We start from the raw sequence: 25,559 nt of genomic DNA on the forward strand, positions 1-25,559 counted from the left end.
CGGCATTTCCGAAGCTCGCGGACGATTCCTACTTGGCGGGCGGGTGGAATGGTGCGTTGATGGTGCTGAAGTACTGGATCGCGGCGCCGATGGCGACCGGGGCGGTGATGAAGATCTGACCCGCGAGGGTGCCGAGCGCGCCGAGGGCGGCGGCGCCGACGAGGCAGCCCACCACGGCCGCCGGTAGGAACGGGCCGAACAAGCCCGCGACGGTGCCCGCGACCACCGTCGCCGACGCGACACCGCCGAGTACGCAGCCGACCGCGCCGCCGCCGATCCCGCCGACCAGCGCGCCGACGGTCGCACCCATTCCGATGGTGCTTGTCATCCGGTTCCACGCGGCCTGTTCCCGGTCGAACTCGGTCTTCCACGGCGCGGTGTCCTCGTACGGCATGCTGACCGGGCGATACTCGGCCTGCGCCATATCCAGCTGCGGCGTCAGGGTCGCGGTCCGGCCGGAGACCGCCGCGGCGATCGGGAACTCGAAATCGTCGACCCGGAACCGCAGCGGCGTGCCCGCGACAACGGTGCCATCCGCCGCCTCGATCTTCAGCGCGTCATCCTCGATCACCAGCGCACCGGAATCGATGGTGATGATCGACCGGCTATCGGTAGCGCGCGCCGTGAAGCCGATAGCCGCGTCCGCAGGCTCGGCGGCGTGCGCCGTGCCCGCGCTGATCACGCCGACCACCAAAGCCGAACCGAGCACAAGTCTCATGACGTTCACGTGCCTGCCCTCCATCAGATCTACTCCGGTCGAGCTTCGGGACGGCCAAACTGTAGATCCTGTCCCCGGGTTGTTCGAGCGCGCCGAGCAAACCTCAGACTTCGAACCAGGTGCCGTATCGCGCCCCACTCTGCTGGCCGGAGCTATTCGACTGCGGGAGCGCCACTTTCACCTCATCCGAGGCCGGCACACGCAGTACCGAGTTTGCTCGATCAGATGTTTCGGCGCTGTTCCGGACAGAGACTTACCCCTCCTGAAGACTGATCTCGAGGCCGTCCGGAAGATCCGGCACGAATCCGGCCGGCTCGGTCTCCGGCAAGGTGTGCGGTGTGGATTTGTCATGTCGTGGCCGGTCCCGGCCAGCGCGATGAAAAGCGTGTCTGCGGTTTCGTGATCGTCGTTAGGCTCGAATCGGCCGGATACCGGGTGATCTGGAAGGTGGGGCCGATGCGGGTTGTGGTTGCGGGGGCGAGCGGGGTCATCGGTCGTCCATTGGTCTCGGCCGTGCGGGAGGCAGGTCACGAGGTGATCGGTCTGGTGCACAGCCGTCGCGGTGGCGAGGCCGCGCGGTCCGCGGGCGCGACGCAGGTGGTGGTCGTGGACGTCCTCGACAGGGAGGCGCTGCTGGGTGCGGTCGGCGGGATGCGCGCGGAGGTCGTGGTACATGAGCTGACCGGATATCGGAATGCTCCGCCGACCCGATATCGGGGTGCGGGTGTTCGCCGCACCAACCTGCTTCGGACGACCGGCACCACACATCTGCTCGACCTTGCCGCGCGGGTCGGTGCCAAGCGTTTCGTGACGCAATCGCTGATACTCGGATATGGCCTCATCAACCATGGGACGGCTCCGATCACCGAGGACCGGCCATTCGGTGTGCTGCGCGGTCATCCATCGGACCCGTCGATCTCGGCGATCAAGCAGGCCGAGGAATTGGCTTTTGCCGCACCGGATCTGGACGCGATCGCGTTGCGGTACGGCATCTTCTACGGGGCCGAAGCCTCCGCTGTGTTCATCGCGATGCTTCGCCGGATGATGCTGCCGCTGCCCCGTGAGGGGACAGGCCAGGTCGGGTGGGTGCATCTCGATGACGCGGTTCGCGCGACGGTCGCGGCGATCGAACACGGCCGCCCCGGACGCGCCTACAACATCGTCGACGACGAACCGGTGGCCTGGGATGTGATGTTGGCGGCGATGGCGGCTGCCGCCGGCGCCCGGCGTCCGGTGCGATTGCCCTCGTGGCTCATCAGATCGGGCGCACCGTTCGCGGCCACGCAGATGCTCGATATGTCGATGCGGGTAGCCAACTCGTCAGCGCGAGAAGACCTCGGCTGGCGACCCGCGATCCCGTCGTATCGGGAAGGCCTCGGCCGTCCCGATGCGGTCGCCGAGTAGCCGGCAACCGTCGCGAGGGCTTCGATGCCGTCGAGGATGTAGTCGAGCCCTTGGCGAAGTGACGTCCCAGTTGCTATCGATCATGTACCGCTGCTCGGCGAGCGTCGGGTAGAGATCGCGTTGGGCGAGCAGTTGCTCGGCCGCGGCAATCGACGCGCTGGAGCGACGGATTGTCGAACATAGGTTCGAGGTGGCATGCTGTGGTCATGCGTGGCGGTGATCATGGTGGTTGGGCCGACGTGTTGCGGTCATGGGGCGATCTGGAGCGGGTGCGAGCGTGTCTGGACGCGGGTGCCGACCCCGATGTCGTCCTGTATGACCTGACGCGACCGTTGGACATGGCTGCCGGGTGGGGATCGACGGAAGTGGTGGCGGAATTGGCGGCGCGGGTGCGTGATGTCGACGCGATGGCGTTGGGCCGCACCGCATTGTGGCGTGCGGTGTACAACAACCGCCCCGACAATGCCCGCGCCCTACTGGCCGCAGGTGCTGATCCGTCGCGACCGATGATGGCGGGCTGGTCGCCGGGAAGGCTGAGCTTGGCCGGTCCGCATCCGTTGATCGCCGGCGCGTTGTCGGCCTCGGAACAAGCTGTGGTCGAGGAAGCGCACCACCTGACCGCGGCACTGGGCAGACTCCAGTACGAGGGGATGAGCCTCGTGTGCGTCGCGGGCATCGACGTCGCCGAGGCCGTCCGCCGCTTGGATGCCGAGGTCGTCCCAGCGGACTCGGTGACCCCGGACGACATGGCGACCTGGCCCATGTCGTCCAACACCGAGTTGACGATGTGGGCGACCGACGTGCCAGGCGGCTGTGTGATCGCCCAGCCCTGGAGCTACATCGCCTCGATGCCCGGCATCTCGACCCGCCTTTCTCCTGGCACGAAGTGCTACGGGATGTACGCCAACCCCAAGGGCGGTGACCAGGGCAGCACCAGTCTCGACGGTGCCCTCACGGGTTCCGACCTCGGCATCGCCATGGACCCGTTCGAGGGCGATGCCGAGGACGTCCTCACCTCGTACCTGTATCGGCACAACACGATCGCGTACTGCTGCGCGTGGGCGGGGTTGCGTCCCGGCGACGCGCGCGCCTTCGTCGGACCGCCGGATATGTGGCTCCGTCTACCCGACGTCGACTACTGACACCGGCCCCTTCGGCTGACGGCCCGGACAGGGCTTGCGCGACAGGCTGTTCCCGTATCACGCACCGAGCAGGTTGCCGGCTCGGCCCAGCAAACATCTCGCCTGTCTCACGTGCGCTGCGGCCGCGGGCGAGGAGGCACTCGCACACGCACAGATGGCGTCGATGACAGGACTGCGTGCTGCGAGGCGCCTCTACGCCTCGAACACCCGAACGTGACATATACGCCACGAATCTGTGCGAGAGAGGGTTGTCGGTCGGCTTGCCGCGGACTTCTTCGTGTTGTTGAAACGCGTTGTTGGGGGTGCCAGATTCGATTGCTGGTGCGGATGGTGTCGGTCGCCGTGTCGGGCGACCGGAATCGTGTTGATTGATGAGGAGTGGCGGGGTTCTCGGGTGAGTGCTGTGCTCTAGTGGTGTGGGAGGGTGCTCGGCACCACCGGGCGGGTGACGGGTACCACGGTGAGCAGTTGCTCCAATCCGTGGAAGTCGTCGGGGTTCGTGGTGAACAAGGGGAGTTGTTCTGCGACAGCGATGGCGGCGATCATCAGGTCGGCGATCCGGCGGCGGGGTTTGCGTCCGGCACTGATCACGCTGGCGCATACCCGGCCGTAGATGCGGGCGGCCTCGGTGTCGAAGGGGATCGGATCGAATTCGTTTTCGGCGCGCTGCAGCACGTCCAGGCGGCGGGCGCGCTCGACGTGCTCGTCGTAGGAGTCCTGTTCGTCGTTGCGGCGTACTTCATGTGGCCCGGCCGACAGTTCGGCCAGGGTAATCGCGCTGATCGCCATCGCCTCGGGCAGTTCCTCCGGGTCGATCCAGCGGCGCAGGATCATGATGTTGGTGTCGAGCAGGCCCTGTGCGTAGTCAGCGGGCATACGGGTCATCCGCGTTGTGATCGGTGGTGGCGTCCTGGTCGGCGCGGAAGGCATCGATCGAGATGTCCGGAGCGCTGCGGGACATCGCCGTGAACTCGGCGCGAGAGACGAATCGCCGGCGTCGGCGTAGCGGGATCAGCTCACCGATCTGGTGTCCATCGCGGGTGACGGTGAAGGACTTCCCCTGCTGGACCGCATCCATGATCTCCTTGGATCGATTGCGCAGGTCACGCTGGGTGATCTCGGGCTGTGCGGACATAGCCCACATTCTAGGCTGGTGTGCTACCTGGTGCCACGGTACGCCGCAATCGGGCTCGCCCCCATCTCTGCAGGCTGCGAGCTGATTCGTGCACGCAGGGTAAGCGTTGTCGGCCTCGGGCGTATCTATTGGAGCGACTGGCAGTCGTACCGCGCTTGACCTGTGCGTAATGGATTTTGTTCTGGCCAGATTTGTCACTGGACGCGGTGTAGTCGCTCGGTTTGCTGCGACTTCTCCGAATGTGTTGCTATGGCGGCAGATTCGACTGTAACGAAGATGGTGCCGGTCGCCCGTGTCGGGCGAGAGTGTGGTGTGTCGTAGCCAGCGGGTGGTGAGGTGTCGGGTTGCGACCCAGGGTAGATGGGTGCCGAGGCGGGGCCAGAGTTGGTCGTATCGACGGCGAGTGATGGGTTTGCCGTTGCGGTAGCGCAGAAGTTGACCGTCGGGCGGGCTGTGGCGTTGTTCTGCGTGGTGCAGCAGATGGTTCATGAGGGTGGGTGAGATGGGTTGCCAGCGGTCGATGCCGTTCTTCTCACGCAGCAGGATCAGGCAGTTGTGCGGGTCGAGGTCGCAGGGGCGCAGGTTCAGTGCGCCGCCGCGTCGGCATGCGGTTTCGATGTGTAGTCGCGGGAGCAGGGTGTCGAGTTCGCGGTCGTTACCGGTGAGGGAGGCGACGTGGCAGATCTCGGCCAGTTGTGGTGAGGGGATGGCTTGGTGGTGTGAGGTGGGCCGGGCAACAGACCCTGGCATGAAATGTATACGGGGACTGGTTGATTCACCTAGCAACCGGCCGTGCTCGGTCAGCCCTCTCAGTGCGGGACCGATGCCGACGGCGGGGCCGTCATGATCCGGTCGATCACAGCGAGGAGCACCGCCGACAGCACGAAGGTCAGGTGCATCGCGATCGGCCACAGGTAGGTTCCCCCGTGCGCGGTGGGATCGGGGTCCTGACTGATGCCGATGAACGTCTTGAGCAGGTGGATCGACGAGATGCCGATAATGGACATCGCCAGTTTCACCTTCAGCACGTTGGCGTTGACGTGGGCCAGCCACTCCGGGTGGTCCGGGTGGTCATCGATCCGCAGCCTGGACACGAAGGTTTCGTAGCCGCCGACAATCACCATGATCAACAGGTTGGAGATCATGACGACGTCGATCAGGCCGAGGACCGAGAGCATGATGGTGGACTCGGTCATGCCGCCTTCACCGAATACTCCGAGTACCAGATGCCACAGCTCGCGCAGAAACTGCAACACGTAGATCGCTTGGGCGACAACGAGTCCGACGTAGAGTGGTAATTGAAGCCAACGGCTGGAAAACATCAGGTAGCCGAGCCGTTGTCTTTGTAGTTCGGTGGCGGGTAATTCCTGAGAGCGTGTGCGTAAATCCATGATTTGCCGACCATACTGCCGGGTTTGGTGTCGTGGGCCAGTGCGGTTGCCATCGATTATCGGACGATGACGAGATCCTTACCCCCCTTGGATACCGTTCAGTATGTGCAGGAAAAAGGGACAAGGAAGAGTCGCCGCGGCGGTGCGCTGTGGTGCGCGCTGTCGGTTGTAGGGCTGATCGTGCTGCTCGCGGCGAGCCTGTCGATGTACGCGCTTGGACGAACGCGGTCGGAGACTGTGCATGCATTCGGCGCCCTCGATACCGTGGACCGGGTCGATCTCAATGTCTGGATCGGCAAGCTGGATCCGAGTATTCAGACAGCCACCGTGGAGCTGGCGGCAATGCCGCAGGGGAGATTCGCGGACGAGTCCGGGGCCTTCAAGTCCGATACTGTGCTCTACGCTTCGGGTTTGAAGGCCGAGCCGATCAAATTCAAAGCGGGCGAGCCGATTTCAGCGGTCGAGGTCAAGGTGCCGATGACCGGCATGTTCACCGACTACCCGTTCGACCGCTATAAGGCGGTGCTCTCCTTCGGTATGTCCAGCGGTGACGCCTCGATCCCGTTGTCCGCGAGCGTTACCAGCGGCGATACCTTCTTCGCTATCGATGAGAGGCTGCGGGCGGGGAGCGACGAGGCTCCGCACAGTATCGATCTGTCGATGGACGCGCGACGCTCCACCCCGTCGCTGGTGTTCGCGCTTTTCGTCATGCTGCTGATGCTCGGTCTGGCACTGGCTGCCGCGATCGCGTGCTTCTATGTGCTCAACGGTCGCCGCGGACTGCTGTTTCCGGCCTGTTCGATGATGGGTGCCCTGTTGTTCGCGCTGGTGCCGCTGCGCAACGCGGTGTCGGGTGGGCCGCCGATCGGCTCCATCATCGACTTCAGTGCATTCTTTCTCGCGGAAGGCATCATCTCGTTCGCGCTGGTTGCCTCGGTCGTGATCGGCTACCGGGTCGAGATCGCGAAGGAACGAGCCGAAAGGCAAAGCGGCGCCGAGACCCCGCAAGAGCCGGTTAGCGCAGTCGTTGGAGTCGAATCACGCCAGCCCGTAGCGTCAGCGCCGCGGCCATAAATGTTGATGCGATAGCCGTCGGGGTGGCGGCTTGCCTGCCGCCCCGTCAGCCTGTGATGCAGCGTGGTCACGGTTATGGCCTCGGCGCAGCTCCGGAGATGCTTGGTTCGGGGGCCAATCCGTGGGCTCGACGTTCCCGGGCTTGATCGACAGGTCTGCGTCCCAGTCGAAGACCGGCGCCCGGTCCCAGCGAAGAGGCTCGGCGAACGTCACTGCGCCCGTTCCGAAGTCCGCTCCGGCGAAGGTACCTCCCGCGAACGCGGCCCGCTCGAAACTGGCGTCGCCGGAAAACGTGGCGAATGGGAACCAGCCGTCTTCAGCAAACGCCGCGTCGCGGAATGTGACGTCGTCAGCGAACGTCGTGTCCTCGAACCTGGCTTCGCCGCAGAACTTCACTCCATCAAAGAGGGCTTTGTCGACGAACATCGCCCTCGTGAACCGCGCATCACCGGTGAACGTCGCGTCCTCGAACCCGACGCGGCCGACGAATATCGCTCCTGCGAATCGGGCATCGCAACAGAATGTGGCGCCGTCGAACTCCGTGTGGCAGAAGAACGTCGCGTCCTCGAACTCGGCCTCGCCGGAGAATTTCGCTCCCGCGAAGCCGGCGTGGCCGAGGAATTTCGCGCCGTTGAAGTTGACGTCCACGAGGTGGGCATCGCGGAGATCGAAGGTGTTGCGGGACCAACTGTGTTCAGCTTCGGGACGGACGTGTGCGGCGATAACACTGGTGATCGTCGCTCGGACTTCTCGGTCGCTCTGCCGGTTGTCGAATTGCTCTTCCGCTTTCCCGATGTCCTCGTACCCGTTGCCTCGCGGGGTGGTGATGACGAGGCTCGTTCGCCCGTTGTCACCATGGTCGGGGCCGTGAGGTCTTCGGAGGTAGCCGCACAGTATGTCGATAGATTGCTGGCGACGCGGTGCCGACGATACATCGGCGAGACCGGCCATGGCGTACACCCCGGCGATCCGCACTGCAGCGTCGGCAGCGCCGATCTGGGCGGCGGCCGCGGCGAAGCGTTCCACGAACCGGCCTTGTTCGAGATTGCGCTGACGCCGGTATACAACGACCAGAGCCACTACACCGCCGACGCCACCAGCCACGGTGAACGCCAGCCTTGCCGCCTCAACCGAGGTCTCTCCGGTTTTGGGGTGAAAGGTGCTGAACAAGATCCACGCGGCGACCGTGACAACGGCCCCTGCGATCGGCACCGCCAAACCTACGGCCGTGGACAACCGTATTCTGCTCAACCACCGCGCCAACACCCCGGACCTCTCCCGAATTCGTGCACCCGTGATGCGTATCGACGCGATCACCCGATGATTCTTTCCCACAGTGACACCGGTCGTCGCATACACCCACCATTCGCACCGCGACATGCACGGCGCCAACATCCGATGACCGGTGTCCTGGTCTTTCCCAATGGATTGGAACCCGCTACGCCACGAGCTTCGGAGGTCGGTGCGGGCGGGTCGGTTATCTACTCGAGGATCGCGCGGCCGATCTCGGTGAGTTCTTCGACGCGTTGGATCGGGTGGCCGACGGTGGCGCCGGGATTGTCCAATAATGCCATTGCCGAGTCGCTGGCCGCCTGCCGATCGTGCTGCGAACAAGCACATCGGCAATATCTTCCCCGAACTCGATCTCTCCCCGTCGGATACGTATCATCGCCGAACACTGGCGTACCGTGCCTCACAGGACGAAGGCTTCCATCAGAGCTGCGGCTTCGCTCGGCCCTTCGACCAGCGAGTAAGCGATGGCCCCGACGACAACGATCACGAACAATATGGTCGCGATGATGCCCAGGATGTAGCCGATCTGTACGTTGGTCCGGCCGCCGATACGACCCCCCGAAGCATCGATTTCCTTCAGCGCACCCTTGCCCATTACCCAGGCGAACGGTCCAAAGATAGGCAGTAGAACAATGCTCAGAATGCCGAGTACCAGAATGGTGGTGGTCTTCGGGTGGTCCTGCTGTTGTGTATTCGTCACATGTAAAACCATAGGGTCGCGACGATAAATGGCCGTCATAGAACTGATAATCGGAGAATCAGGGTTGAATAACCGCGACCCCGTCGAGTATCTGCTTATGCACGGCTGCGGCTGGGGCCCGGCTGCCCATTCAGAACAGTGCCGTTCCGGATTTTCGGCGCCGGTCGGACTGTTCGGCAGCTGCCTCGGCTGGATGAGCTTCACGGTGCAGGATTTCTCGGTTCCGAGCGGACAGCGAATGTCGATATGGTCGGTGACCCAGGTGAAGTCCCGCTTCGCGATGGAACTCCGCCAACTGCGCGACGCAGGGATCGGATCGTTCACGGGTGTGACCGTTGATCCCTCGGTGATGGACATGAGAACACCCCTAGAAGTGGTAGCGGGCGGATTCTAGGGGTGTTCTCTTATTTGTGCTGTTTACTTACTTCTGGACCCTCAGATGTGGTTGCAGCAGCTTGCCCCAGGAGGCGGCGTTGGTGGCGGCTTCGAACTCGCATTTCTCTGCCCGCGCCTGCGGTAACTGGCCCGGTTGGTCGCCGACCAGCGCCGCCGCATGCTTGGCGGGGTTAGCGCCATACACCCAGCATGTGTAATTCAGGGCGCGTTGCGCGTTCACGGGGTGCTCGTCGTACCAGGCGATCTGTTTTATGTCGGTATCGTGCGAGGCCTCGATATGATAGTGCAATGCCACGTTGGCGAGGAGTACGCCGTCTGGTTCGAGCTCGGTCAACATGTAAGCGGACAGGCGATCTGCTGCATCTTCGGCGTTACCTGCGACCGGAAGATCGTAGAGTTGATGTAGGGCGTGCGCTAATTCGTGATAATACGCATCCAATACCAGCGACTCGAGATACGTCTCGAGCTTGTCCGCGCCGTCGTTCGGGAACCACTTCTTGTAGTCCTGCTCCGATTTGGCCAGCAGCTCGTAGCACAGCGACATCTCACTCTTGCCATCCCAGTACGCGTTGGCTACCCCGCATTCCTTCGTGACGAAGGAAATATTGATCGGAAAGACTAATTCTCGATTCACGTACTCCGTTTCGCGGTCGATGAGGCTTTTGGCCTTCAATTCGTTGAGATATTTCTGATGTTCGGGTTTGGTCGGGTTTTCGTAGCGGACAGTAATCTTGTTGCTGTTCGCCGCGGGTGGTGCGGCGTCCTTGGCTGCTTTTGTTTTGCCGCATCCGGTGAGTAGTAGAGCGGCACATGCTACCGCTACGACGACAGTGATTGTTTTACGCACCCTGGATTCCTCCCATGCTTCAGGTGCCCGACCGTGCTGACGTTGAGATGAGCGGTATCTTTGTCTCGTCACAGATGAAACTCGCCCCCCAGTACGTGTGGATTGTACGTGTCGGTGAATGTGTTTTAAGTAGTCTTGATCGCGTCTATGCTGTGTTTCTTCTTGCATGCGAACATGCTCGTGCGATGAGGGTTTACTTTTCGATAGTGGGCTCCGATCGCCGATGAGGCTTGCTTTCCGGGAATGGAGGGAGAAAGCTCCCAGGGCTCGATGAGGGGAGAGTCCTGGGAGCCCTCCTATAAGGGTTAGCCACATCTTGCGAGTCCGGGGAGGGGGTTACCTCACATCGCAAGCTGATTCGGCGGCCAACCGAGACCAACCGTAACCGGTATATCGGGGGACTGGCAATCGATGGCTATCATTATTTGATCATGGGTTGGCGCAGATAGTTCGCGCGTTGGATTGGGTAGTGCGGCCTCAGCGGAATTGTCCGGACGCTCTTCGATTTATTGGGCCGCGGTTATCGGATGCACCTCGAGGCTGCAGGCCACGATCGGGGCCGGGACGGAAAGTACCCAGGCTCCCTGTGGTGGAGTGACCTCTAGCGTCCGATAAACCCGGCACTGGTCACCCTTCGCGTCGCGAGTGGTCGATTCCACAATAGCCTGCGCACGGGCTCCGCCGCCTACTTGGACAGTCGTAACCGCCTCGCCGGAAACCGGATTCGCACGCAACTTCGGCGCACCGAGCGTTCCGACAGTCGGATATCCGGTCAACGTGCACGCGGGTTGATCGGAAATCAAAGAGAAGGTCAGGACCAGTGCTTGATAGTGGTTCAACTGTTTCGCGACGACCATGATGTCCTGATCCCTGCAGGGTGTCAACCCCGTGGTTTCGGCGGACGCTTGCGGCGCCGCCAACTGTATGGAAAGAACAGCGGCCGCCAGCGTGAAGGTGAGATTCTTGAACATGGCGAGAACGGTATTTTTCGCACTATTAGAAAACCATGATTGATGCGTCAACCGACTGGTTGGTTTGCTCGGAATGAGACCAATATAGAAATCGCGGTGCGGCATCACCGCATCTGATGACATTCGCAGAGCCCGGCAACCCATGCTGCTGCGCAATATCTCCCTTGGGCGCATAGAGAACGCAACGGCCGTGGTGGCGGGTAGTCGCGGGAGTTTGCGAGGGGAGTGGAGCTCCTCGACCTGAGTATGGGTGAGCAGTTGGTGATCGACGGCGATATCTCCGACGTTCCGGTCGTGGACGCCGTAGTAGGCGTCGGCCGGGACTGTCGGCCCTTCGATCGACTCGCGCTCGATCCGGGCGTGGCTGCTCATAACACTCTCCGTGGCATTCGGTACCGCAGCACTTGACAAGCGCTGGTGACTCGCCCACTCTAGGTCACCAGTACTCAGAATCCAATATATTGGAGATCACGGAAAAATGATGGCCTGGAGCACGGGGATCCGCCGAGGGTCGGGCGTCTCAGATCACCGCGTCGGTGGTGGAGGCGGTCTTCCCGACTGTGCGATGTCGGTGCTGGTGCACCCGCCGCCAACGTCGACGGCGCTTCGATCGACAGGTTCGCGGTGGTGTATGCCGGGCTGGCGATCGTCCTCGGAGTGCTGTTTCCGCTGATCGCCGCCGTGTGCGGGGTGGCCATCGACGGTGAACTGCGCACCTCGTATCAACCCGTTTGAATCACACTGGGATAGGGCTTACGTGAATGGGCACGCAGGAACACATCATCGGAATACTCGGTGGGATGGGACCGGCCGCAACCGCCGACTTCTACACCAAACTGGTCTCGCTGACCCCTGGGAGCATCGATCAGGAGCATCCGAAGGTTGTGATCTGGGCCGATCCCACCGTCCCGGACCGCACTCTCGCGCTGACCGAGAACGGCCCCGATCCCACTCCATGGCTGTTGCGTGGTGCAGAGGTCTTGCGTGCGGCCGGGGCAACTTTGCTCGCGATCCCCTGCAACACCGCGCACGCCTTCCTGCCGCCTATCGCCTCGCAGCTGGGTATGCCGCTGGTGCACATGATCGATCAGGTCGCGCGGCATATCAGTGAGATGTCGCCGACGGTGTGCACCGTTGGGCTGCTGGCCACCTCCGGAACCGTCCGTGCGCAGTTGTACGAGCAGTGGCTGTCGCGTTATGGCATAGACGTCCTCGCACCGAGCCCGGACGTGCAATCGAACCATGTGATGCCGGCAATCCGTGCGGTCAAAGGCGGGGATCGTGGATCCGGGGTAACCGATCGGCTGGCGGCGGCGGCGAACCATCTGGTGACACGCGGTGCGCAGTTGGTCGTGGCCGGATGCACGGAAATTCCCCTCGGTCTGCCCGCGGCCGCTGCGCCCTGTCCGGTGATCGATCCGGCGACCGTTCTGGTGCGTGCGCTGCTGGCGCAAACCTCCTTGGGTGACAGCCGTGTCCAGTGAACGCAGTGAGATGGTCCCTCGCGGGTTCCGACCATCCGATGTGCAGAGTACTGTATCTAATATGTTACTTGAAGGTAGGCCAATTGAGCGGACCAGGATGAGTGACGTTGCATTCGACCGTATTCGCGTTGCGATTGTGACCGGAGAGCTTGCGCCTGGCACGAAGATCAAAGACAGCGAACTCGCCGAGTATCTCGGCCTGAGCAGGACTCCGGTTCGCGAGGCGCTCGCCCGTCTAGTGGAGACGGGTTTGGTCGAGTCCAAACCCGCCGCATACACACGTATCACCCCCCTCAACCGCAATGACGTCGAGACCACCCTCGCCGTTATCCAAGCGCTCGACCATCTCGCTGTCACCTCCGCGGTTCCGAACTTGACCGACGCGATGATCGAAACAATGCGCGCAGCCAACAAAGACTTCGCCGACGCCGTCCGGAAAGAAGACATCACCGCCGCGCTCAAGGCCGACGACAGGTTGCACGGCGTCATCGTCGATGCCGCCGCCAATCCGTTGCTCAAACGGCTGATCCACCAAGTGCACCCCCAGATTCACCGAATCTACTACCGAAAGTTCTCGAGCCTGCTCGGCGGCCAAGACACCATCGACCACCATGACACGCTGATCGAACTGTGCGCGGCCGGTAACAGCGAGGACGCGGCGAAGCTGTCCGCCAGGCATCAGCGTTACCTCGGTGGCCTTATCGGCGAGTTGTTCGACGCCGACGAGTTCGGCACCACGGCATAACGCCGCCTTAGATAGCGTGAAGTTCTATTGATGCGCGTGGCTGACGTGGCGTCCCAGTCATAAACAATGTCGGTCAACTCGACGCGTCGATGTGAAGGGAAAGATGAACCGTTCCTGGCGCAACATTCGTGCCTCGATGTACTGGTCGGCTTCGACTACGGAGCGCACGCCGTATGGCGACGTCATCAGGGCACGCATGTACTCGGGCGACCGCAACATCGCTGGTGCCGCACCCAAGCCTGGCAGGAGCGCGGATATCGTGCACTTGGTAGCGCATTGAGGGCTGCTCGTGCAGCGTGTCTAATGATGGCCGAGTCCTGCGGTGAACGCGGTGAACAGGTCGCGCCCGTCTTGCCAGATACCGAGGTTGCTGGCGGAATTGATGTGGCCGAGACCGTGAATGGCGGTGTGGTTCAGTCGCCACCCGGCCGCCAGGGCAGATGCTGTGGCTGGGGTGCAGTAGGGGTCGTCGTCACTCGACACCACCACACCGGGCAGCCGCAGCGGCAGGGTTGTGGTCGGCGCGAATCCGCGTGCGGCCGTGGGGAAGTTCGCGCAGCCGCTGTCCGGGGGTGCGACGAGAAATACGCCGATCACCGCTTCACTGCGGGGGCTGCGGCGGATCAGCCATTCGGCGACTGCCAGGCAGCCGAGGCTGTGCGCGACCATCACGGTCTCCCGAGAATCGTTGGCGTCGACGGCGCGGTCGAGCGCATCGAGCCAGTTCTCGAGATCGGGCTCGGTCCACGATGCGGGAGCGATTCGTGATGCCGCAGTGCCCCATTCGGTTTGCCAGTGGCTCTGCCAGTGATCGGCGTCGGAGTCGTCGATGCCGGGAACGATCAATCGGTGCACTATCGTTGCCTTTCATTCCCCGGGTCGGGGTGGGGCGGGCGTTTCGATCGACAACTCTGTGTGATTCATCGGTCGCTGTCACGGCAGACTGATGAATGGAAGGCAGATGAGCGCACACACCATGGTTCCATTGGATGCGACCGACCGGGCGATCCTTGGACTGCTGCAAACCGAGGCCCGCCTGGGGGTCACCGAAATCGGTCGCCGGGTCAATCTGTCCCAGCCCGCGGCCTCGGCCCGGATCAAACGCCTCGAACAATCCGGTGTCATCACCGGCTACCGCGCCGTGGTCGACCCGGCCGCACTGGGATTGAATCTGCACGCTGTCATCCGGCTACGCACCACCCATGCCCACCTAGCCGCCGCCCTGGCCCATTTCGCGGAAGTCCCGGAGATCACGACCGTCTACCGGCTGACCGGAGAGGACTGCTTCTTCATCGACGTGTTCGCCGTCAGTTCTGAGCGTCTCGAGCAGATTGTCGACGCTGTCGCCCGGTACGGTCCAGTCACAACCTCCTTGGTCCTGCGGACCTACGAAACCAAACCTGTATCACCACGGCCGGATACCCCGAACCTCCTCTAGCGCGGCACCCGGCATACGCACTCAATTGCCGCTGACCGGGCTGGCCGAACCAATTGGCCAGCCCAGGGTGTCCGGCAGCGTGAGGCCCGATTGCTTCGTGCGGTTGCCCGCACCGTTCGTGTCACCGCTTCGAGTTCGGTCTTCGATGGCTCATTCAGATGTCTTGGGCCCCATTCGGATTCGAGGCGTTTGAAGTGTGTGTTGTAGGTGCGCAGCGTGCCTCTGCTCAAGGTTGTCCGCACCGTCGGGATCACCTCGGCGAACGTCGGTGCGACGGCACAGACATCAACCAGGTCGGCGGGGGAGATGCCCATCTGCGCCAGCAGCAACCGCGCGGCGGCAATAGTGTCCGCGGTCGCGGTATTCGATGACATAGGAGAATTGGTCATCGCCGTCACCGCTCCAGCAACCGTAGAGTGACATCGAACAGCTCGTCCATCGCGGCAGGCGGATGGATGGCAAGCCGATTCCTGGACCGGCGACCGATGAGCAGCACACGGTCTCCGATGAACAGGCCGACGCGGCGCCGGACGCGGTAGGGGATCCGGAAGAACTCGTCTCTGGTCACGACGGCGACGCCGTCGGGCGCCGGGCCGAGGACGAGGATCCCGTGCTTGTCGCAGCGCATGTCCAGGCGAGTCTCTGGCATCCACCCGAGCCGAGCGAGCAGCTGCCGGTCCAGGATGCGACCGGCCCTCTCCGATGGTCGATATCCCGTAGACGACGTCATCGCTGGCGGTCCGCACCGGGACGGGATGGGAGATAGGGCCGTGGATCAACTCCTGAAGGGAGCTTGAGGCGGAACGATGACTCCGATCACCGCGGCCACCTCCGCCCCTGGAGCGAGGGACCACCCGGCGGCGTCGAATCCGGCGCAGGCGCCGGAAGTTTTCGCAAGGGAGTCGGTATCGCCACAGCTAACCTCTGTGTGTTCGAGTGCACTCGAACACCGGTCCGTCAGATGTGGCGCATACGCCACGAATGTGTGCGCGAGAGGGGACTTGAACCCCTACGTCCGTGGACACCAGAACCTAAATCTGGCGCGTCTGCCAATTTCGCCACTCGCGCTTGATGGTACGACCGTCCAAACTCTACCGGGCTTAACCGACATCGCGAAGCACCGGGCGGGCGTGGCGTACTCGCCAGTAACCCTACCAGGGATTATAACGATTTGATAACTGGCAACATGAGGAGAGCTCATGTTTCTTACGCGTTGGTAACCGAGTGGACCAGCGCGTTCAAACATGAGGAGGGGTCATGTTTCTGGTCATTCTGGTACGCACGTACGTAAATACTCGAGGGTAGCGGTTCGACTGGGGGGCAAACGTGAGGCTTTCCTCATGATTTTGTGCCATCCTCGCCGGTATCGGCCCATAGGGCTGAGGAGCGCCTGCGCCCCGGAGGGAGCGGCGTGTCCCCGCAGGGCATGTCGCCAGGAGAAGGAAGTCGAAGCGTCTTGACGATCAACGAGAGCACCGAAGCCGGTACCGGACGTAGCGCGAAGGTGGTTGGGGCCCAAGGCAGTGGGGTGCGTTCGCCGCTCTTGGATCGTTTGCTGAACGGAACGCCGTATGCGCTCGCGTTCGGCGGCCAGGGTGCGCAGTGGCTGGGTGAGCTGGAAGAGATCGGGCGCGACAGTGCGCTGGAGCCGGAGCTGACCGCGCTGGTCAACGAGGCGGCCGCGCTGCTGGAACCCGTTGCGGCGCAATTGCTGGTGGTCCGACCGGTCGGTTTCGATCCGATCGGGTGGATGCTGGAACAAGAACTTGTCGACACCGAACAGGGGGAGACCTCTGCCGCGCCCTCGGCGCAGGTGCTGCGCTCCGCCGCCGTGTCGATGCCCGGCGTGCTGCTGACCCAGATCGCGGCGATGCGGGCGCTGCGGTTGCAGGGTCTCGATACGACGAAGAACGCACCGGCCGCCGTGATCGGCCATTCCCAGGGCCGCCTGGCCGCGACCGCGGTCGAAGCCGCGGGGCGGCGCGATGCCGAGCTGCTGGCCATCGCTCAATTGATCGGCGCCGCAGCCGGTTTGGTTGCGCGTCGGCGTGGCCTGATGCCGGTGGGCGAGCGCTCGCCGATGGTCGCCGTATCGAACGTCGATCCCGAGCGGCTGCGCGCCGTTGTCGCCGAGGTGTCGGTGGGCGTTGATCCCGCTGCCGCGGCGGTGGTTTCGATCCGCAACGGCCGCAGGCGCGCGGTATTGTCCGGCGCGCCAGCACAATTGGAGCGCGTGCGTCAGCACTGCGCTCAGCTGCACGACGCGCAGACCCGCGAGCGCGACGCGAAGGTGCGCGGCGGCGCGGTATTCGCCCCCGTCTTCGAGGACGTCGCCGTCGATGTGGCGTTCCATCATCCGGCGCTGGCCGATACCGTCGATCTGGTGTCCGGCTGGGCCGCGCAGTGCGGTATCGATGCGGCGCTCGCCGGCGCGCTCGCGCAGGAGATCCTGGTCGACCCGATCGACTGGGTCGAGATCGTCGACGGCACCATCGCCGCGGGCGCGCAATGGATTCTGGACCTCGGCCCCGGTGATCTGCTGAGCCGCCTCACGGCGGGCTCGCTCAAGGGTTCGGGCGTCGGCATCGTCGCGGCCGCCACCCGGGCGGGGCAGCGCAGCCTGCTGACCCCCGGCGCCGCCCCCGAGGTGGCCGCGCCGTGGACGGCGTTCGCGCCGCGCCCGGTCCGCCTGCCGAACGGCCGGATCGTGGTGGAGACGGCGTTCACCAAGCTGACGGGTCGCTCGCCGATCCTGCTCGCCGGTATGACGCCGACCACCGTCGACGCGAAAATCGTTGCGGCGGCCGCGAACGCGGGCCACTGGGCGGAGCTGGCCGGCGGCGGCCAGGTGACCGAGCAGATCTTCGCCGACCGGGTGGCCGAGCTGAAGACGCTGCTGCACCCGGGCCGCGAGGTGCAGTTCAACTCGCTGTTCCTCGACCCGTACCTGTGGAAGCTGCAGCTGGGCGGCAAGCGCCTGGTGCAGCGCGCGCGGACCGCGGGCGCGCCGTTCGACGGCGTTATCGTCACGGCGGGCATTCCGGAGCTGGAGGAGGCCGTCGCGCTGATCGAGGAGCTGACCGAGGTCGGCATCTCGCACGTGGCGTTCAAACCGGGCACGGTGGCCCAGATCCGCGCGGTGCTGCGCATCGCGGACGCGGTGCCGGACTACCCGGTGATCATGCACATCGAAGGCGGCCGGGCCGGCGGGCACCACTCCTGGGAAGACCTGGACGACCTGCTGCTCGAGACCTACGCCGAACTGCGCAACCGCGCCAATGTGGTGGTCTGCGTCGGCGGCGGCATCGGGACCCCCGAGCGCGCGACCGAATACCTCACCGGTGAGTGGGCGACCCCGCACGGCTACCCGGTGATGCCGCTGGACGGCGTGCTGGTCGGCACCGCCGCCATGGCGACGCTCGAGGCCACCACCGCGCCCGAGGTGAAGCAGTTGCTCGTCGACACCCCCGGCACCCCCGACTGGGTCGGCGCGGGCACCGCGAACGGCGGAATGGCCTCGGGCCGTAGCCAATTGGGCGCCGACATCCACGAGATCGACAACGCCGCCTCGCGCACCGGCCGCCTGCTCGACGAGGTCGCCGGTGACGCCGATGCGGTCGCCGCGCGGCGCGCGGAGATCATCGAGGCGCTGAACGCCACCGCCAAGCCGTATTTCGGCGACCTGGTCACCATGACCTACCTGGACTGGCTCGAGCGCTATGTGGAGCTCGCTGTCGGCCTGGAACGCCGCAAGGATTTCGACTGCGGCAGCGATCTCGGCGACGCCTTCCTCGACGCCACCCGCTCGGTGTGGCTCGACATCACCTGGCGCGACCGCTTCGCGGAGATGATGCGCCGCACCGAATCCCGGCTCAACCCGGCCGACCGCGGCGAGATCGCCACGCTGTTCGCCACCGACGAGGCTTTCGAGAACCCGGTCGAGGCGCTCTGCGCGCTGAAGGAGCAGTACCCGGCGGCCGCGCAGACCCTGCTGCACCCGGCGGACGTGCCGTTCTTCGTCGCGCTCTGCAAGACCCCCGGCAAGCCGGTGAACTTCGTGCCCGTCGTCGACGGCGATGTGCGCCGCTGGTGGCGCTCGGATTCGCTGTGGCAGGCCCATGATCCGCGCTACTCGGCCGATCAGGTGTGCGTCATCCCCGGCACGGTGGCCGTCGCCGGCATCACCCGGGTCGACGAGCCCGTCGGTGAGCTGCTCGACCGCTTCGAACAGGACGCCGCCTACTCGCTGGTGCGTGCGGGCGTGGTGCCGGTCGCGATCGACGCGCGCCGCGCCGCGGGCGTGACCACCGGACCGATCGACGCGGTGCTCGCCGCGCCGGACGTCGACTGGGCCGGGCGCACCACCATCAATCCGGTGCACCGCCTCGGCGAGCTGGCCGAGTGGACGGTCGACGGCAAGGGCGCGGTGCACCCGCCGAGCGGTGCGACCCTGGTCGAAACCCAGGGTCCCGAGGCCGATCACGCCTATGTCGAGCTGACCGTTCCGCTGTTGAGCGGCAACGTCGTTCGCATCCGGATCACCGTCCCGGTGTCCACCTACAACGGCGGCGCGCCGGTGATCAGCGAGGCCGACGCCGACGTCGCGATGTCCGCGCTGCTCGCGGTGGCCGCCGGGCAGGCGCTGCCCGAGGTGAAGGGCAGGATCGCCCACCTGAACATCGCCTGGACGCCGGATCTGAGCGCCGACCACGCCGGAGTCACCGGCTCGGGTCTGCCGTCGACACTGAGCACGCTCGGCCGCACCGTGCCCGACGTGCTGGTCGGCGCCTGCTGGCCCGCCGTGTTCGCGGTGCTCGGCGCGGCGCGCAGTGCGCAGGGCCAGAGCGTCATCGAGGGCATGCTCGACCTCGTCCACCTCGATCACCAGATCGAGCTGGCGGGTGAACTTCCCACCGGGGCAAGCGTTCTCGCGGTCCGCGCGGAGGCGGGGGAGACCCTCGACACCGATCTCGGCCGCGTCGTCGAGGTGCGCGTGCGGATCAGCGGCATGCTCGACCGGCCGGAAACCGGGATGTCGATGCCGACCGTCGCCACGCTCACCGAGCGCTTCGCCATCCGCGGCCGCAACGGCGCGGGCGAGCTGACCGATCCGCCGCGCGCGGCCGGTTCGGTCGCGCCGACGGCCACCGACACCCCGCGCCGCCGCCGTCGCGACGTCACGATGACCGCGCCGCGCACCATGAACGCCTTCGCCGCGGTGTCCGGTGATCACAACCCGATCCACACCAGCGACAACGCCGCCAAGCTCGCCGGGCTCGGCAGCCCGATCGTGCACGGCATGTGGCTCTCGGCCGCCGCGCAGCACGCGGTGTCCGCGGTGGATCCCGAAAGCTCCGTCCCCGCACGGACATTGACCGCGTGGACCACCCGGTTCCTCGGCATGGTCCGCCCGGGTGCGCAGGTCGATGTGCGGGTCGAGCGGATCGCCGTCGACGCGGGCAGCGAGATCGTCGAGGTGTCCTGCAGGGTCGGTGGCGACCTGGTGATGACGGCGACCGGCCGCACCGCCGCGCCGAAGACCGTGTACGCCTTCCCCGGTCAGGGCATCCAGCGCAAGGGCATGGGCCTGGACGCGCGGACCCGCTCCAAGGCCGCCAAGGAGATCTGGGATCGCGCCGACAAGCACACCCGCCAGGCGCTCGGCTTCTCCATCCTGGCCGTGGTGCGCGACAACCCCACCTACCTCAAGGCGCGCGGCGTCGAGCACCGGCACCCGGACGGCGTGCTGCACCTGACCCAGTTCACCCAGGTCGCGATGGCGACCCTCGGCGTCGCCCAGATCGCCGAGCTGCGTGAGGCGGGCGCCTTCGTCGAGGGCGCCATGCTGGCCGGGCATTCGGTCGGCGAGTACAACGCGCTGGCCGCCGTGGCCGGTGTGCTGCCGCTGGAGGCCGTGCTCGAGGTCGTGTTCCAGCGCGGCTCCGCCATGCACGAGCTGGTGCCGCGGGATGACAAGGGCCGCAGCGACTACCGGATGGCCGCCATCCGGCCCTCGCAGATCGGCCTGCCCGACGACGAGGTCGTCGACTTCGTCAACGGCGTCGGCGCCCGGGTCGGCGAGTTCCTCGAGGTCGTGAACCTGAACCTGCGCGGCTCGCAGTACGCGATCGCGGGCACGGTCGCCGGGCTGGAGGCGCTGGAGACCGAAATCGACCGCCGCCGTGCCGAATACGGTGGCAAGCGTGCCTTCATCCTGGTGCCCGGCATCGATGTGCCGTTCCATTCGACGGTGCTGCGCAAGGGCGTTCCGGAGTTCCGGCACAAGCTCGAGCAGCTGCTGCCCGAGGATCTGCACCCGGAAGTCCTTGTCGGCCGCTACATTCCGAACCTGGTGCCGAGGCCGTTCTCGCTGGAGCGGGCGTTCGTGCAGGAGATCGCCGATCTCGTGCCGTCCGAACCGCTGCAGGCGGTGCTCGCCGACTTCGACGACTGGGCCGCGCGCCCGACGGAACTGTGCCGGGTGGTGCTGATCGAGCTGCTCGCCTGGCAGTTCGCCAGCCCGGTGCGCTGGATCGAGACCCAGGATCTGCTGTTCACCGACGCCGCGCACGGCGGCCTCGGCGTCGAGCGGTTCATCGAAATCGGTTTGGGTGCGACGCCGACCGTGGCGAACCTGGCCAGCCAGACGTTGAAGCTGCCCGCGTTCGGCACCGCCACCGTCGAGGTGCTCAACATCGAGCGCGAGGCCGCGGTCGTCTACTCGACCGACACCGATCCCGCGCACGCCGACGAGCCCATCGACGAGCCGACGGTCGAAACCCCCGCCGCCGCAGCGGCACCCGCGGTCGCACCGGTCGCCCCATCCGCCCCCACCGGCGGTCCACGCCCGGACGACATCTCCTTCACCGCCGCCGACGCCACCCGCGTGCTCATCGCGCTGTGGACCAAGCTGCGGCTGGACCAGATCGGCCCGGTCGATACCATCGAGGGCCTGTGCGACGGCGTCTCCTCGCGGCGTAACCAGCTGCTCGTCGACCTCGGCTCCGAGCTCTCACTCGGCGCCATCGACGGCGCGGCCGACGCCGATATGGGTGCGCTGTCCGCGACGGTCGAGCGCCTGGCCCGCACCTACAAGCCGTTCGGCTCCGTGCTCTCCGATGCCATCGGCGATCACCTGCGCAAGGTGTTCGGCCCGTCGGGCAAGCGCCCCGCGGCCATCGCCGAGCGGGTGAAGAAGGTGTGGGAGCTCGGCGACGGCTGGGCCAACCACGTGACTGCCGAGGTCTCGCTCGGCACCCGCGAGGGCGCCAGCGTGCGCGGCGGTGATCTCGGCGGGCTGGTCTCCGGCGCGCTGGGCGACGGCGCCTCGGTCGACGCCGCCATCGACGCCGCGGTGCAGTCGGTCGCGGCGCGGCGCGGTATCGCGGTGTCGCTGCCCTCGGCGGGCGGCGGCAACGGCGCCACCGTCGACGCGGCCGCGCTCGGCGAGTTCACCGAGCAGATCACCGGTCGCGACGGCGTGCTCGCCACCGCGGCGCGGGTGGTGCTCGAACAGCTCGGCCTCGCCGAGAAGGTGTCCGCGCCGGAGGCGAGCGAGGATTCGCTGGTCGATCTGGTCTCGGCCGAATTGGGTTCGGACTGGCCGCGTTTGGTCGCGCCCGCGTTCGACGCGCGCAAGGCCGTGCTGATCGACGACCGCTGGGCCACCGCCCGCGAGGATCTGGCCCGCCTGTGGCTCGGCGACGACGCCGAGACCGCGGAGCTGCCGGTCACCGGATATCTCGGCGCGGGCGAAGCCGTTGCCGCGCAGGCGAACTGGTGGCGGGAGCGGGCCAAGCACGAGGCGCGCTCGGTGCTGGCCGGTGTCTTCGCGCGGATCGCCGAGGCGGCGCTGAGCGATGAAGAACCGGGCCAGTGGTCCTCCGATATCGCCGTGATCACCGGCGCCAGTAAGGGTTCCATCGCGGCGTCGGTCACCGGGCGGCTGCTCGGCGGCGGCGCGACCGTGGTCGTCACCACCTCCGGGCTCAACGACGAGCGGCTCGGCTTCTACCGGAAGCTGTACCGCGAGAACGCCCGCCACGGCGCGGCCCTGTGGGTCGTCCCCGCGAACATGGCGTCCTACCAGGATGTCGACGCCGTTATCGACTGGGTCGGCAGCGAGCAGGTCGACAACGCGGGCGGCGCGAAGGTCAAGACCAAGGACGCGATGACGCCGACCCTGCTGTTGCCGTTCGCGGCGCCGCGGGTGGCGGGCGATCTCGCCGACGCGGGCGCACGCGCCGAAATGGAGATGCGGGTACTGCTCTGGTCGGTCGAGCGGCTGATCGGCGGCCTGTCCAAGATCGGCGCCGACCACGACGTCGATGCGAAACTGCATGTGGTGCTGCCGGGTTCGCCCAACCGCGGCATGTTCGGCGGCGACGGCGCCTACGGCGAATCCAAGGCGGCGCTCGACGCGGTCGTCGCCAAGTGGCGGGCCGAGAAATCGTGGTCGACCCGGGTCACCCTGGTGCACGCGCTGATCGGCTGGGTGCGCGGCACCGGGCTGATGGGCCACAACGATCCGATGGTCGCCGCGGTCGAAAAGGCCGGTGTGCACACCTGGTCCACCCTCGAGATGGCCGACGAGCTGCTCAAGTGGTGCACCCTGCGCGCCCGTCAGGTGACCGCGGGCGGCCCGCAGCAGATCGACCTCACCGGCGGACTCGCGCGCGCCAAGCTCGACCTGCCCGCGCTGGCCAAGCAGGCGGCCGAGGCCGCGGATGCCGAGGCCGACGAGACCGAAACGGGCGCGACCATTTCCGCGCTGCCCGCGCCGCCGACCATGACCTCGGCGCTGCCGGTGCCCGAATGGGGCAGTGTCACCGCCGATCTCGCCGACATGGTGGTCATCGTCGGTGCCGGCGAACTCGGCCCGTACGGTTCGGCGCGCACCCGGTTCGAGATGGAGGTCGACGACAAGCTCTCCGCCGCGGGCGTTCTGGAGCTCGCCTGGACCACCGGCCTGGTGCAGTGGGAGAACGACCCCAAGCCCGGCTGGTACGACACCGAATCCGGTGACTACGTACCGGAATCCGAGCTGGCCGAGCGCTATCACGACACCGTGGTCGCCCGCTGCGGCGTGCGCCGCTACGGCGACGACGGCGCCATGACCGACAACACCGCGCCGCTGATGACGTCGGTATTCCTCGATCAGGACCTGTCGTTCACCGTCGGCAGCGAGGCCGAGGCGCGGGCCTTCCACGCCGCCAACCCGGAGCAGACGATCATCACCCCGGTCGCCGATTCCGGTGGGGGCGGTGGGGCGGGAGCTGGCACAGATTGGACCGTGACGCGCAAGGCGGGCACCGAGATTCGGGTGCCGCGCCGGGCCAAGCTGTCGCGCACCGTCGGCGGCCAGATCCCCACCGGCTGGGATCCGACCATCTGGGGCATCTCGGCCGATATGGCCGCCTCGGTGGATCGGGTGGCGCTGTGGAACATCGTCTGCACCGTCGACGCGTTCATCAGCTCCGGGTTCAGCCCGGCCGAACTGATGAGCTGGGTGCACCCCTCGCTGGTGGCCAATACCCAGGGCACCGGCATGGGCGGCATGTCCTCGATGCGCTCGCTCTACATCGACAACCTGCTCGGTGAGCCGCGGCCGAACGACATTCTGCAGGAGGCGCTGCCGAATGTGGCGCTGGCACACGTTGTTCAGTCCTACGTGGGCAGCTACGGCGCGATGGTACACCCGGTGGCGGCCTGCGCCACCGCGGCGGTCTCGGTCGAGGAGGGCGTCGACAAGATCCGGCTCGGCAAGGCCGAACTGGTGGTCGCCGGCGGCTACGACGATCTCGGCATCGAGGGCATCGTCGGCTTCGGTGACATGTCGGCCACCGCGGACTCGGCGGCCATGAGCGCCAAGGGCATCAGCGACCGGTACTTCTCCCGCGCCAACGACCGCCGTCGCGGCGGCTTCGTGGAATCGCAGGGTGGCGGCACCGTGCTGCTCGCCCGCGGTGACGTGGCGCTGGAGATGGGCCTGCCGGTGCTCGGCGTGCTCGCCTTCGCGCAGTCCTTCGCCGACGGCGTGCACACCTCCATCCCGGCGCCCGGCCTCGGCGCGCTCGGCGCGGGCCGTGGCGGGCGCGAATCCCGGTTCGCCGCCGAACTGCGCAAGCTCGGTGTCGGCCCCGATGACATCGCGGTCATCTCCAAGCACGACACCTCCACCGCCGCCAACGATCCCAACGAGTCGGAGCTGCACGAGCGCCTCGCAGGCGCGCTGGGCCGCACGGACGGCAACCCGCTGTTCGTCGTCTCGCAGAAGAGCCTCACCGGGCACGCCAAGGGCGGCGCCGCGGCGTTCCAGCTGATCGGCCTGTGCCAGGTGCTGGAACAGGGCGTGATTCCGCCGAACCGGAGCCTGGACTGCGTCGACGACAAGATGCGGGCCTACCCGCACCTGGTGTGGGCGCGCGAACCCCTGCGGTTCGGAGATCGGTTGCCGCTCAAGGCCGGTCTGCTCACCTCGCTCGGCTTCGGGCACGTCTCCGGTCTGGTCGCGCTGGTCCATCCGCAGGCCTTCCTCGAGGCGATCGACCCGCAGCGGCGCGAGGAGTACCAGCGCAGGGCACAGCAGCGTCAGCTTGCCGGACGGCAGCGTTTCGTCGAGGCCATGTGCGGCGGCGCGCCGCTGTACGAGCGCCCCGCCGATCGCCGCCTCGGTGGAGATGGCACGCCCGCCAAGCAGATTCGGCAACTGGAGGCCGACGTGCTGCTCTCGCCCGACGCACGGCTGGCGGGCAACGGCGCCTACCGCGCCGACGGATGGGGTTGCGGCGCAAGCGCGCAAGACAGGTCGTAGGCTCCCGC

The 25,559-nt window shown here is 65.9% G+C and carries 18 protein-coding genes and 1 tRNA gene; 7 read left to right on the top strand and 12 right to left on the bottom strand.

Going from position 1 to position 25,559, the window contains the following annotated elements; translation table 11 throughout:
- Positions 1-28 precede the first annotated feature (28 nt).
- Positions 29-718, bottom strand: coding sequence for a hypothetical protein (locus tag ACIG5A_RS09800; RefSeq protein ID WP_397240584.1), 690 nt, complete (start codon positions 716-718; stop codon positions 29-31).
- A 456-nt stretch (positions 719-1,174) separates the two neighbouring features.
- Here ACIG5A_RS09800 and ACIG5A_RS09805 point away from each other — a divergent pair, with 456 nt between their 5' ends.
- Both ACIG5A_RS09805 and ACIG5A_RS09810 read left to right on the top strand, forming a co-directional pair.
- Positions 1,175-2,122: an NAD-dependent epimerase/dehydratase family protein gene (locus ACIG5A_RS09805; protein WP_397239763.1), complete on the top strand. Its 948-nt coding sequence runs from the start codon at positions 1,175-1,177 to the stop codon at positions 2,120-2,122.
- A gap of 206 nt (positions 2,123-2,328) precedes the next feature.
- On the top strand, positions 2,329-3,264 hold the full coding sequence (locus tag ACIG5A_RS09810) for an ankyrin repeat domain-containing protein (RefSeq protein WP_397239764.1): 936 nt from the start codon (positions 2,329-2,331) through the stop codon (positions 3,262-3,264).
- Positions 3,265-3,672: 408 nt separating this feature from the next.
- Here the strand turns inward: ACIG5A_RS09810 and ACIG5A_RS09815 are convergent, their stop codons facing one another.
- The 3 genes from ACIG5A_RS09815 to ACIG5A_RS09825 all read right to left on the bottom strand — a co-directional run bounded on the left by ACIG5A_RS09815 (position 3,673) and on the right by ACIG5A_RS09825 (position 5,790).
- Positions 3,673-4,140 (bottom strand): type II toxin-antitoxin system VapC family toxin, encoded by a 468-nt coding sequence (locus ACIG5A_RS09815; protein WP_397239765.1) that lies wholly within the window; start codon positions 4,138-4,140, stop codon positions 3,673-3,675.
- A complete protein-coding gene (locus ACIG5A_RS09820; RefSeq protein WP_397239766.1) occupies positions 4,130-4,399 on the bottom strand; it encodes a type II toxin-antitoxin system Phd/YefM family antitoxin in 270 nt (89 codons plus the stop codon). The genes ACIG5A_RS09815 and ACIG5A_RS09820 overlap by 11 nt, the downstream gene beginning before the upstream one ends.
- 809 nt (positions 4,400-5,208) lie before the next feature.
- Positions 5,209-5,790 (bottom strand): TIGR00645 family protein, encoded by a 582-nt coding sequence (locus tag ACIG5A_RS09825; protein ID WP_397239767.1) that lies wholly within the window; start codon positions 5,788-5,790, stop codon positions 5,209-5,211.
- Between the two features lie 87 nt (positions 5,791-5,877).
- On the opposite strand from ACIG5A_RS09825, the gene ACIG5A_RS09830 reads away from it, so the two are divergent.
- Positions 5,878-6,864, top strand: coding sequence for a DUF4436 family protein (locus ACIG5A_RS09830; RefSeq protein WP_397239768.1), 987 nt, complete (start codon positions 5,878-5,880; stop codon positions 6,862-6,864).
- On the opposite strand, the gene ACIG5A_RS09835 is transcribed toward ACIG5A_RS09830, so the two are convergent.
- The 4 genes from ACIG5A_RS09835 to ACIG5A_RS09850 form a co-directional block, all read right to left on the bottom strand.
- On the bottom strand, positions 6,847-8,076 hold the full coding sequence (locus ACIG5A_RS09835; RefSeq protein ID WP_397239769.1) for a pentapeptide repeat-containing protein: 1,230 nt from the start codon (positions 8,074-8,076) through the stop codon (positions 6,847-6,849). The two genes, ACIG5A_RS09830 and ACIG5A_RS09835, sit on opposite strands and share 18 nt — an antisense overlap.
- Positions 8,077-8,557: 481 nt before the next feature.
- A complete protein-coding gene (locus ACIG5A_RS09840; RefSeq protein WP_397239770.1) occupies positions 8,558-9,214 on the bottom strand; it encodes a hypothetical protein in 657 nt (218 codons plus the stop codon).
- Between the two features lie 64 nt (positions 9,215-9,278).
- Positions 9,279-10,100: a DUF4344 domain-containing metallopeptidase gene (locus ACIG5A_RS09845; RefSeq protein WP_397239771.1), complete on the bottom strand. Its 822-nt coding sequence runs from the start codon at positions 10,098-10,100 to the stop codon at positions 9,279-9,281.
- Positions 10,101-10,606: 506 nt separating this feature from the next.
- A complete protein-coding gene (locus tag ACIG5A_RS09850; RefSeq protein ID WP_397239772.1) occupies positions 10,607-11,443 on the bottom strand; it encodes a DUF4232 domain-containing protein in 837 nt (278 codons plus the stop codon).
- A 389-nt stretch (positions 11,444-11,832) separates the two neighbouring features.
- On the opposite strand from ACIG5A_RS09850, the gene ACIG5A_RS09855 reads away from it, so the two are divergent.
- Together ACIG5A_RS09855 and ACIG5A_RS09860 are read left to right on the top strand one after the other, a co-directional pair.
- Positions 11,833-12,555: an aspartate/glutamate racemase family protein gene (locus ACIG5A_RS09855; protein WP_397239773.1), complete on the top strand. Its 723-nt coding sequence runs from the start codon at positions 11,833-11,835 to the stop codon at positions 12,553-12,555.
- 61 nt (positions 12,556-12,616) lie between these two features.
- The gene (locus ACIG5A_RS09860; RefSeq protein WP_397239774.1) at positions 12,617-13,300 is read left to right on the top strand and encodes a GntR family transcriptional regulator; all 684 of its coding nucleotides are present in this window, start codon (positions 12,617-12,619) and stop codon (positions 13,298-13,300) included.
- Between the two features lie 57 nt (positions 13,301-13,357).
- Here ACIG5A_RS09860 and ACIG5A_RS09865 read toward each other — a convergent pair whose 3' ends face one another.
- Together ACIG5A_RS09865 and ACIG5A_RS09870 are read right to left on the bottom strand one after the other, a co-directional pair.
- Positions 13,358-13,519: a hypothetical protein gene (locus tag ACIG5A_RS09865; RefSeq protein WP_397239775.1), complete on the bottom strand. Its 162-nt coding sequence runs from the start codon at positions 13,517-13,519 to the stop codon at positions 13,358-13,360.
- A gap of 81 nt (positions 13,520-13,600) precedes the next feature.
- Positions 13,601-14,146, bottom strand: a complete 546-nt coding sequence (locus ACIG5A_RS09870; protein ID WP_397239776.1) for an RBBP9/YdeN family alpha/beta hydrolase — start codon at positions 14,144-14,146, stop codon at positions 13,601-13,603.
- A gap of 115 nt (positions 14,147-14,261) precedes the next feature.
- Between ACIG5A_RS09870 and ACIG5A_RS09875 the strand changes: the two genes are divergently transcribed.
- On the top strand, positions 14,262-14,738 hold the full coding sequence (locus ACIG5A_RS09875) for an Lrp/AsnC family transcriptional regulator (protein WP_397239777.1): 477 nt from the start codon (positions 14,262-14,264) through the stop codon (positions 14,736-14,738).
- Positions 14,739-15,132: 394 nt separating this feature from the next.
- On the opposite strand, the gene ACIG5A_RS09880 is transcribed toward ACIG5A_RS09875, so the two are convergent.
- Both ACIG5A_RS09880 and ACIG5A_RS09885 read right to left on the bottom strand, forming a co-directional pair.
- On the bottom strand, positions 15,133-15,387 hold the full coding sequence (locus ACIG5A_RS09880) for a hypothetical protein (RefSeq protein ID WP_397239778.1): 255 nt from the start codon (positions 15,385-15,387) through the stop codon (positions 15,133-15,135).
- Between the two features lie 337 nt (positions 15,388-15,724).
- A tRNA-Leu gene (locus ACIG5A_RS09885) sits at positions 15,725-15,806 on the bottom strand.
- Between the two features lie 388 nt (positions 15,807-16,194).
- Here ACIG5A_RS09885 and ACIG5A_RS09890 point away from each other — a divergent pair.
- Complete coding sequence (locus tag ACIG5A_RS09890) at positions 16,195-25,551, top strand: fatty acid synthase subunit beta domain-containing protein (RefSeq protein ID WP_397239779.1); 9,357 nt, start codon at positions 16,195-16,197, stop codon at positions 25,549-25,551.
- Positions 25,552-25,559: the final 8 nt, after the last annotated feature.

The sequence above is a fragment of the Nocardia sp. NPDC052566 genome, assembly GCF_044547285.1.
Taxonomy (GTDB): domain Bacteria; phylum Actinomycetota; class Actinomycetes; order Mycobacteriales; family Mycobacteriaceae; genus Nocardia.

Coding starts and splice junctions, on each gene's coding strand:
- ACIG5A_RS09855 (WP_397239773.1), top strand. CDS start 11,833: ATGGGCACGCAGGAACACATCATCGGAATACTCGGTGGGATGGGACCG.
- ACIG5A_RS09880 (WP_397239778.1), bottom strand. CDS start 15,387: ATGCCAGAGACTCGCCTGGACATGCGCTGCGACAAGCACGGGATCCTC.
- ACIG5A_RS09875 (WP_397239777.1), top strand. CDS start 14,262: ATGAGCGCACACACCATGGTTCCATTGGATGCGACCGACCGGGCGATC.
- ACIG5A_RS09840 (WP_397239770.1), bottom strand. CDS start 9,214: ATGTCCATCACCGAGGGATCAACGGTCACACCCGTGAACGATCCGATC.
- ACIG5A_RS09820 (WP_397239766.1), bottom strand. CDS start 4,399: ATGTCCGCACAGCCCGAGATCACCCAGCGTGACCTGCGCAATCGATCC.
- ACIG5A_RS09810 (WP_397239764.1), top strand. CDS start 2,329: ATGCGTGGCGGTGATCATGGTGGTTGGGCCGACGTGTTGCGGTCATGG.
- ACIG5A_RS09860 (WP_397239774.1), top strand. CDS start 12,617: ATGTTACTTGAAGGTAGGCCAATTGAGCGGACCAGGATGAGTGACGTT.
- ACIG5A_RS09850 (WP_397239772.1), bottom strand. CDS start 11,443: ATGAGCAGCCACGCCCGGATCGAGCGCGAGTCGATCGAAGGGCCGACA.
- ACIG5A_RS09800 (WP_397240584.1), bottom strand. CDS start 718: ATGAGACTTGTGCTCGGTTCGGCTTTGGTGGTCGGCGTGATCAGCGCG.
- ACIG5A_RS09865 (WP_397239775.1), bottom strand. CDS start 13,519: ATGTTGCGGTCGCCCGAGTACATGCGTGCCCTGATGACGTCGCCATAC.
- ACIG5A_RS09815 (WP_397239765.1), bottom strand. CDS start 4,140: ATGCCCGCTGACTACGCACAGGGCCTGCTCGACACCAACATCATGATC.
- ACIG5A_RS09805 (WP_397239763.1), top strand. CDS start 1,175: ATGCGGGTTGTGGTTGCGGGGGCGAGCGGGGTCATCGGTCGTCCATTG.
- ACIG5A_RS09825 (WP_397239767.1), bottom strand. CDS start 5,790: ATGGATTTACGCACACGCTCTCAGGAATTACCCGCCACCGAACTACAA.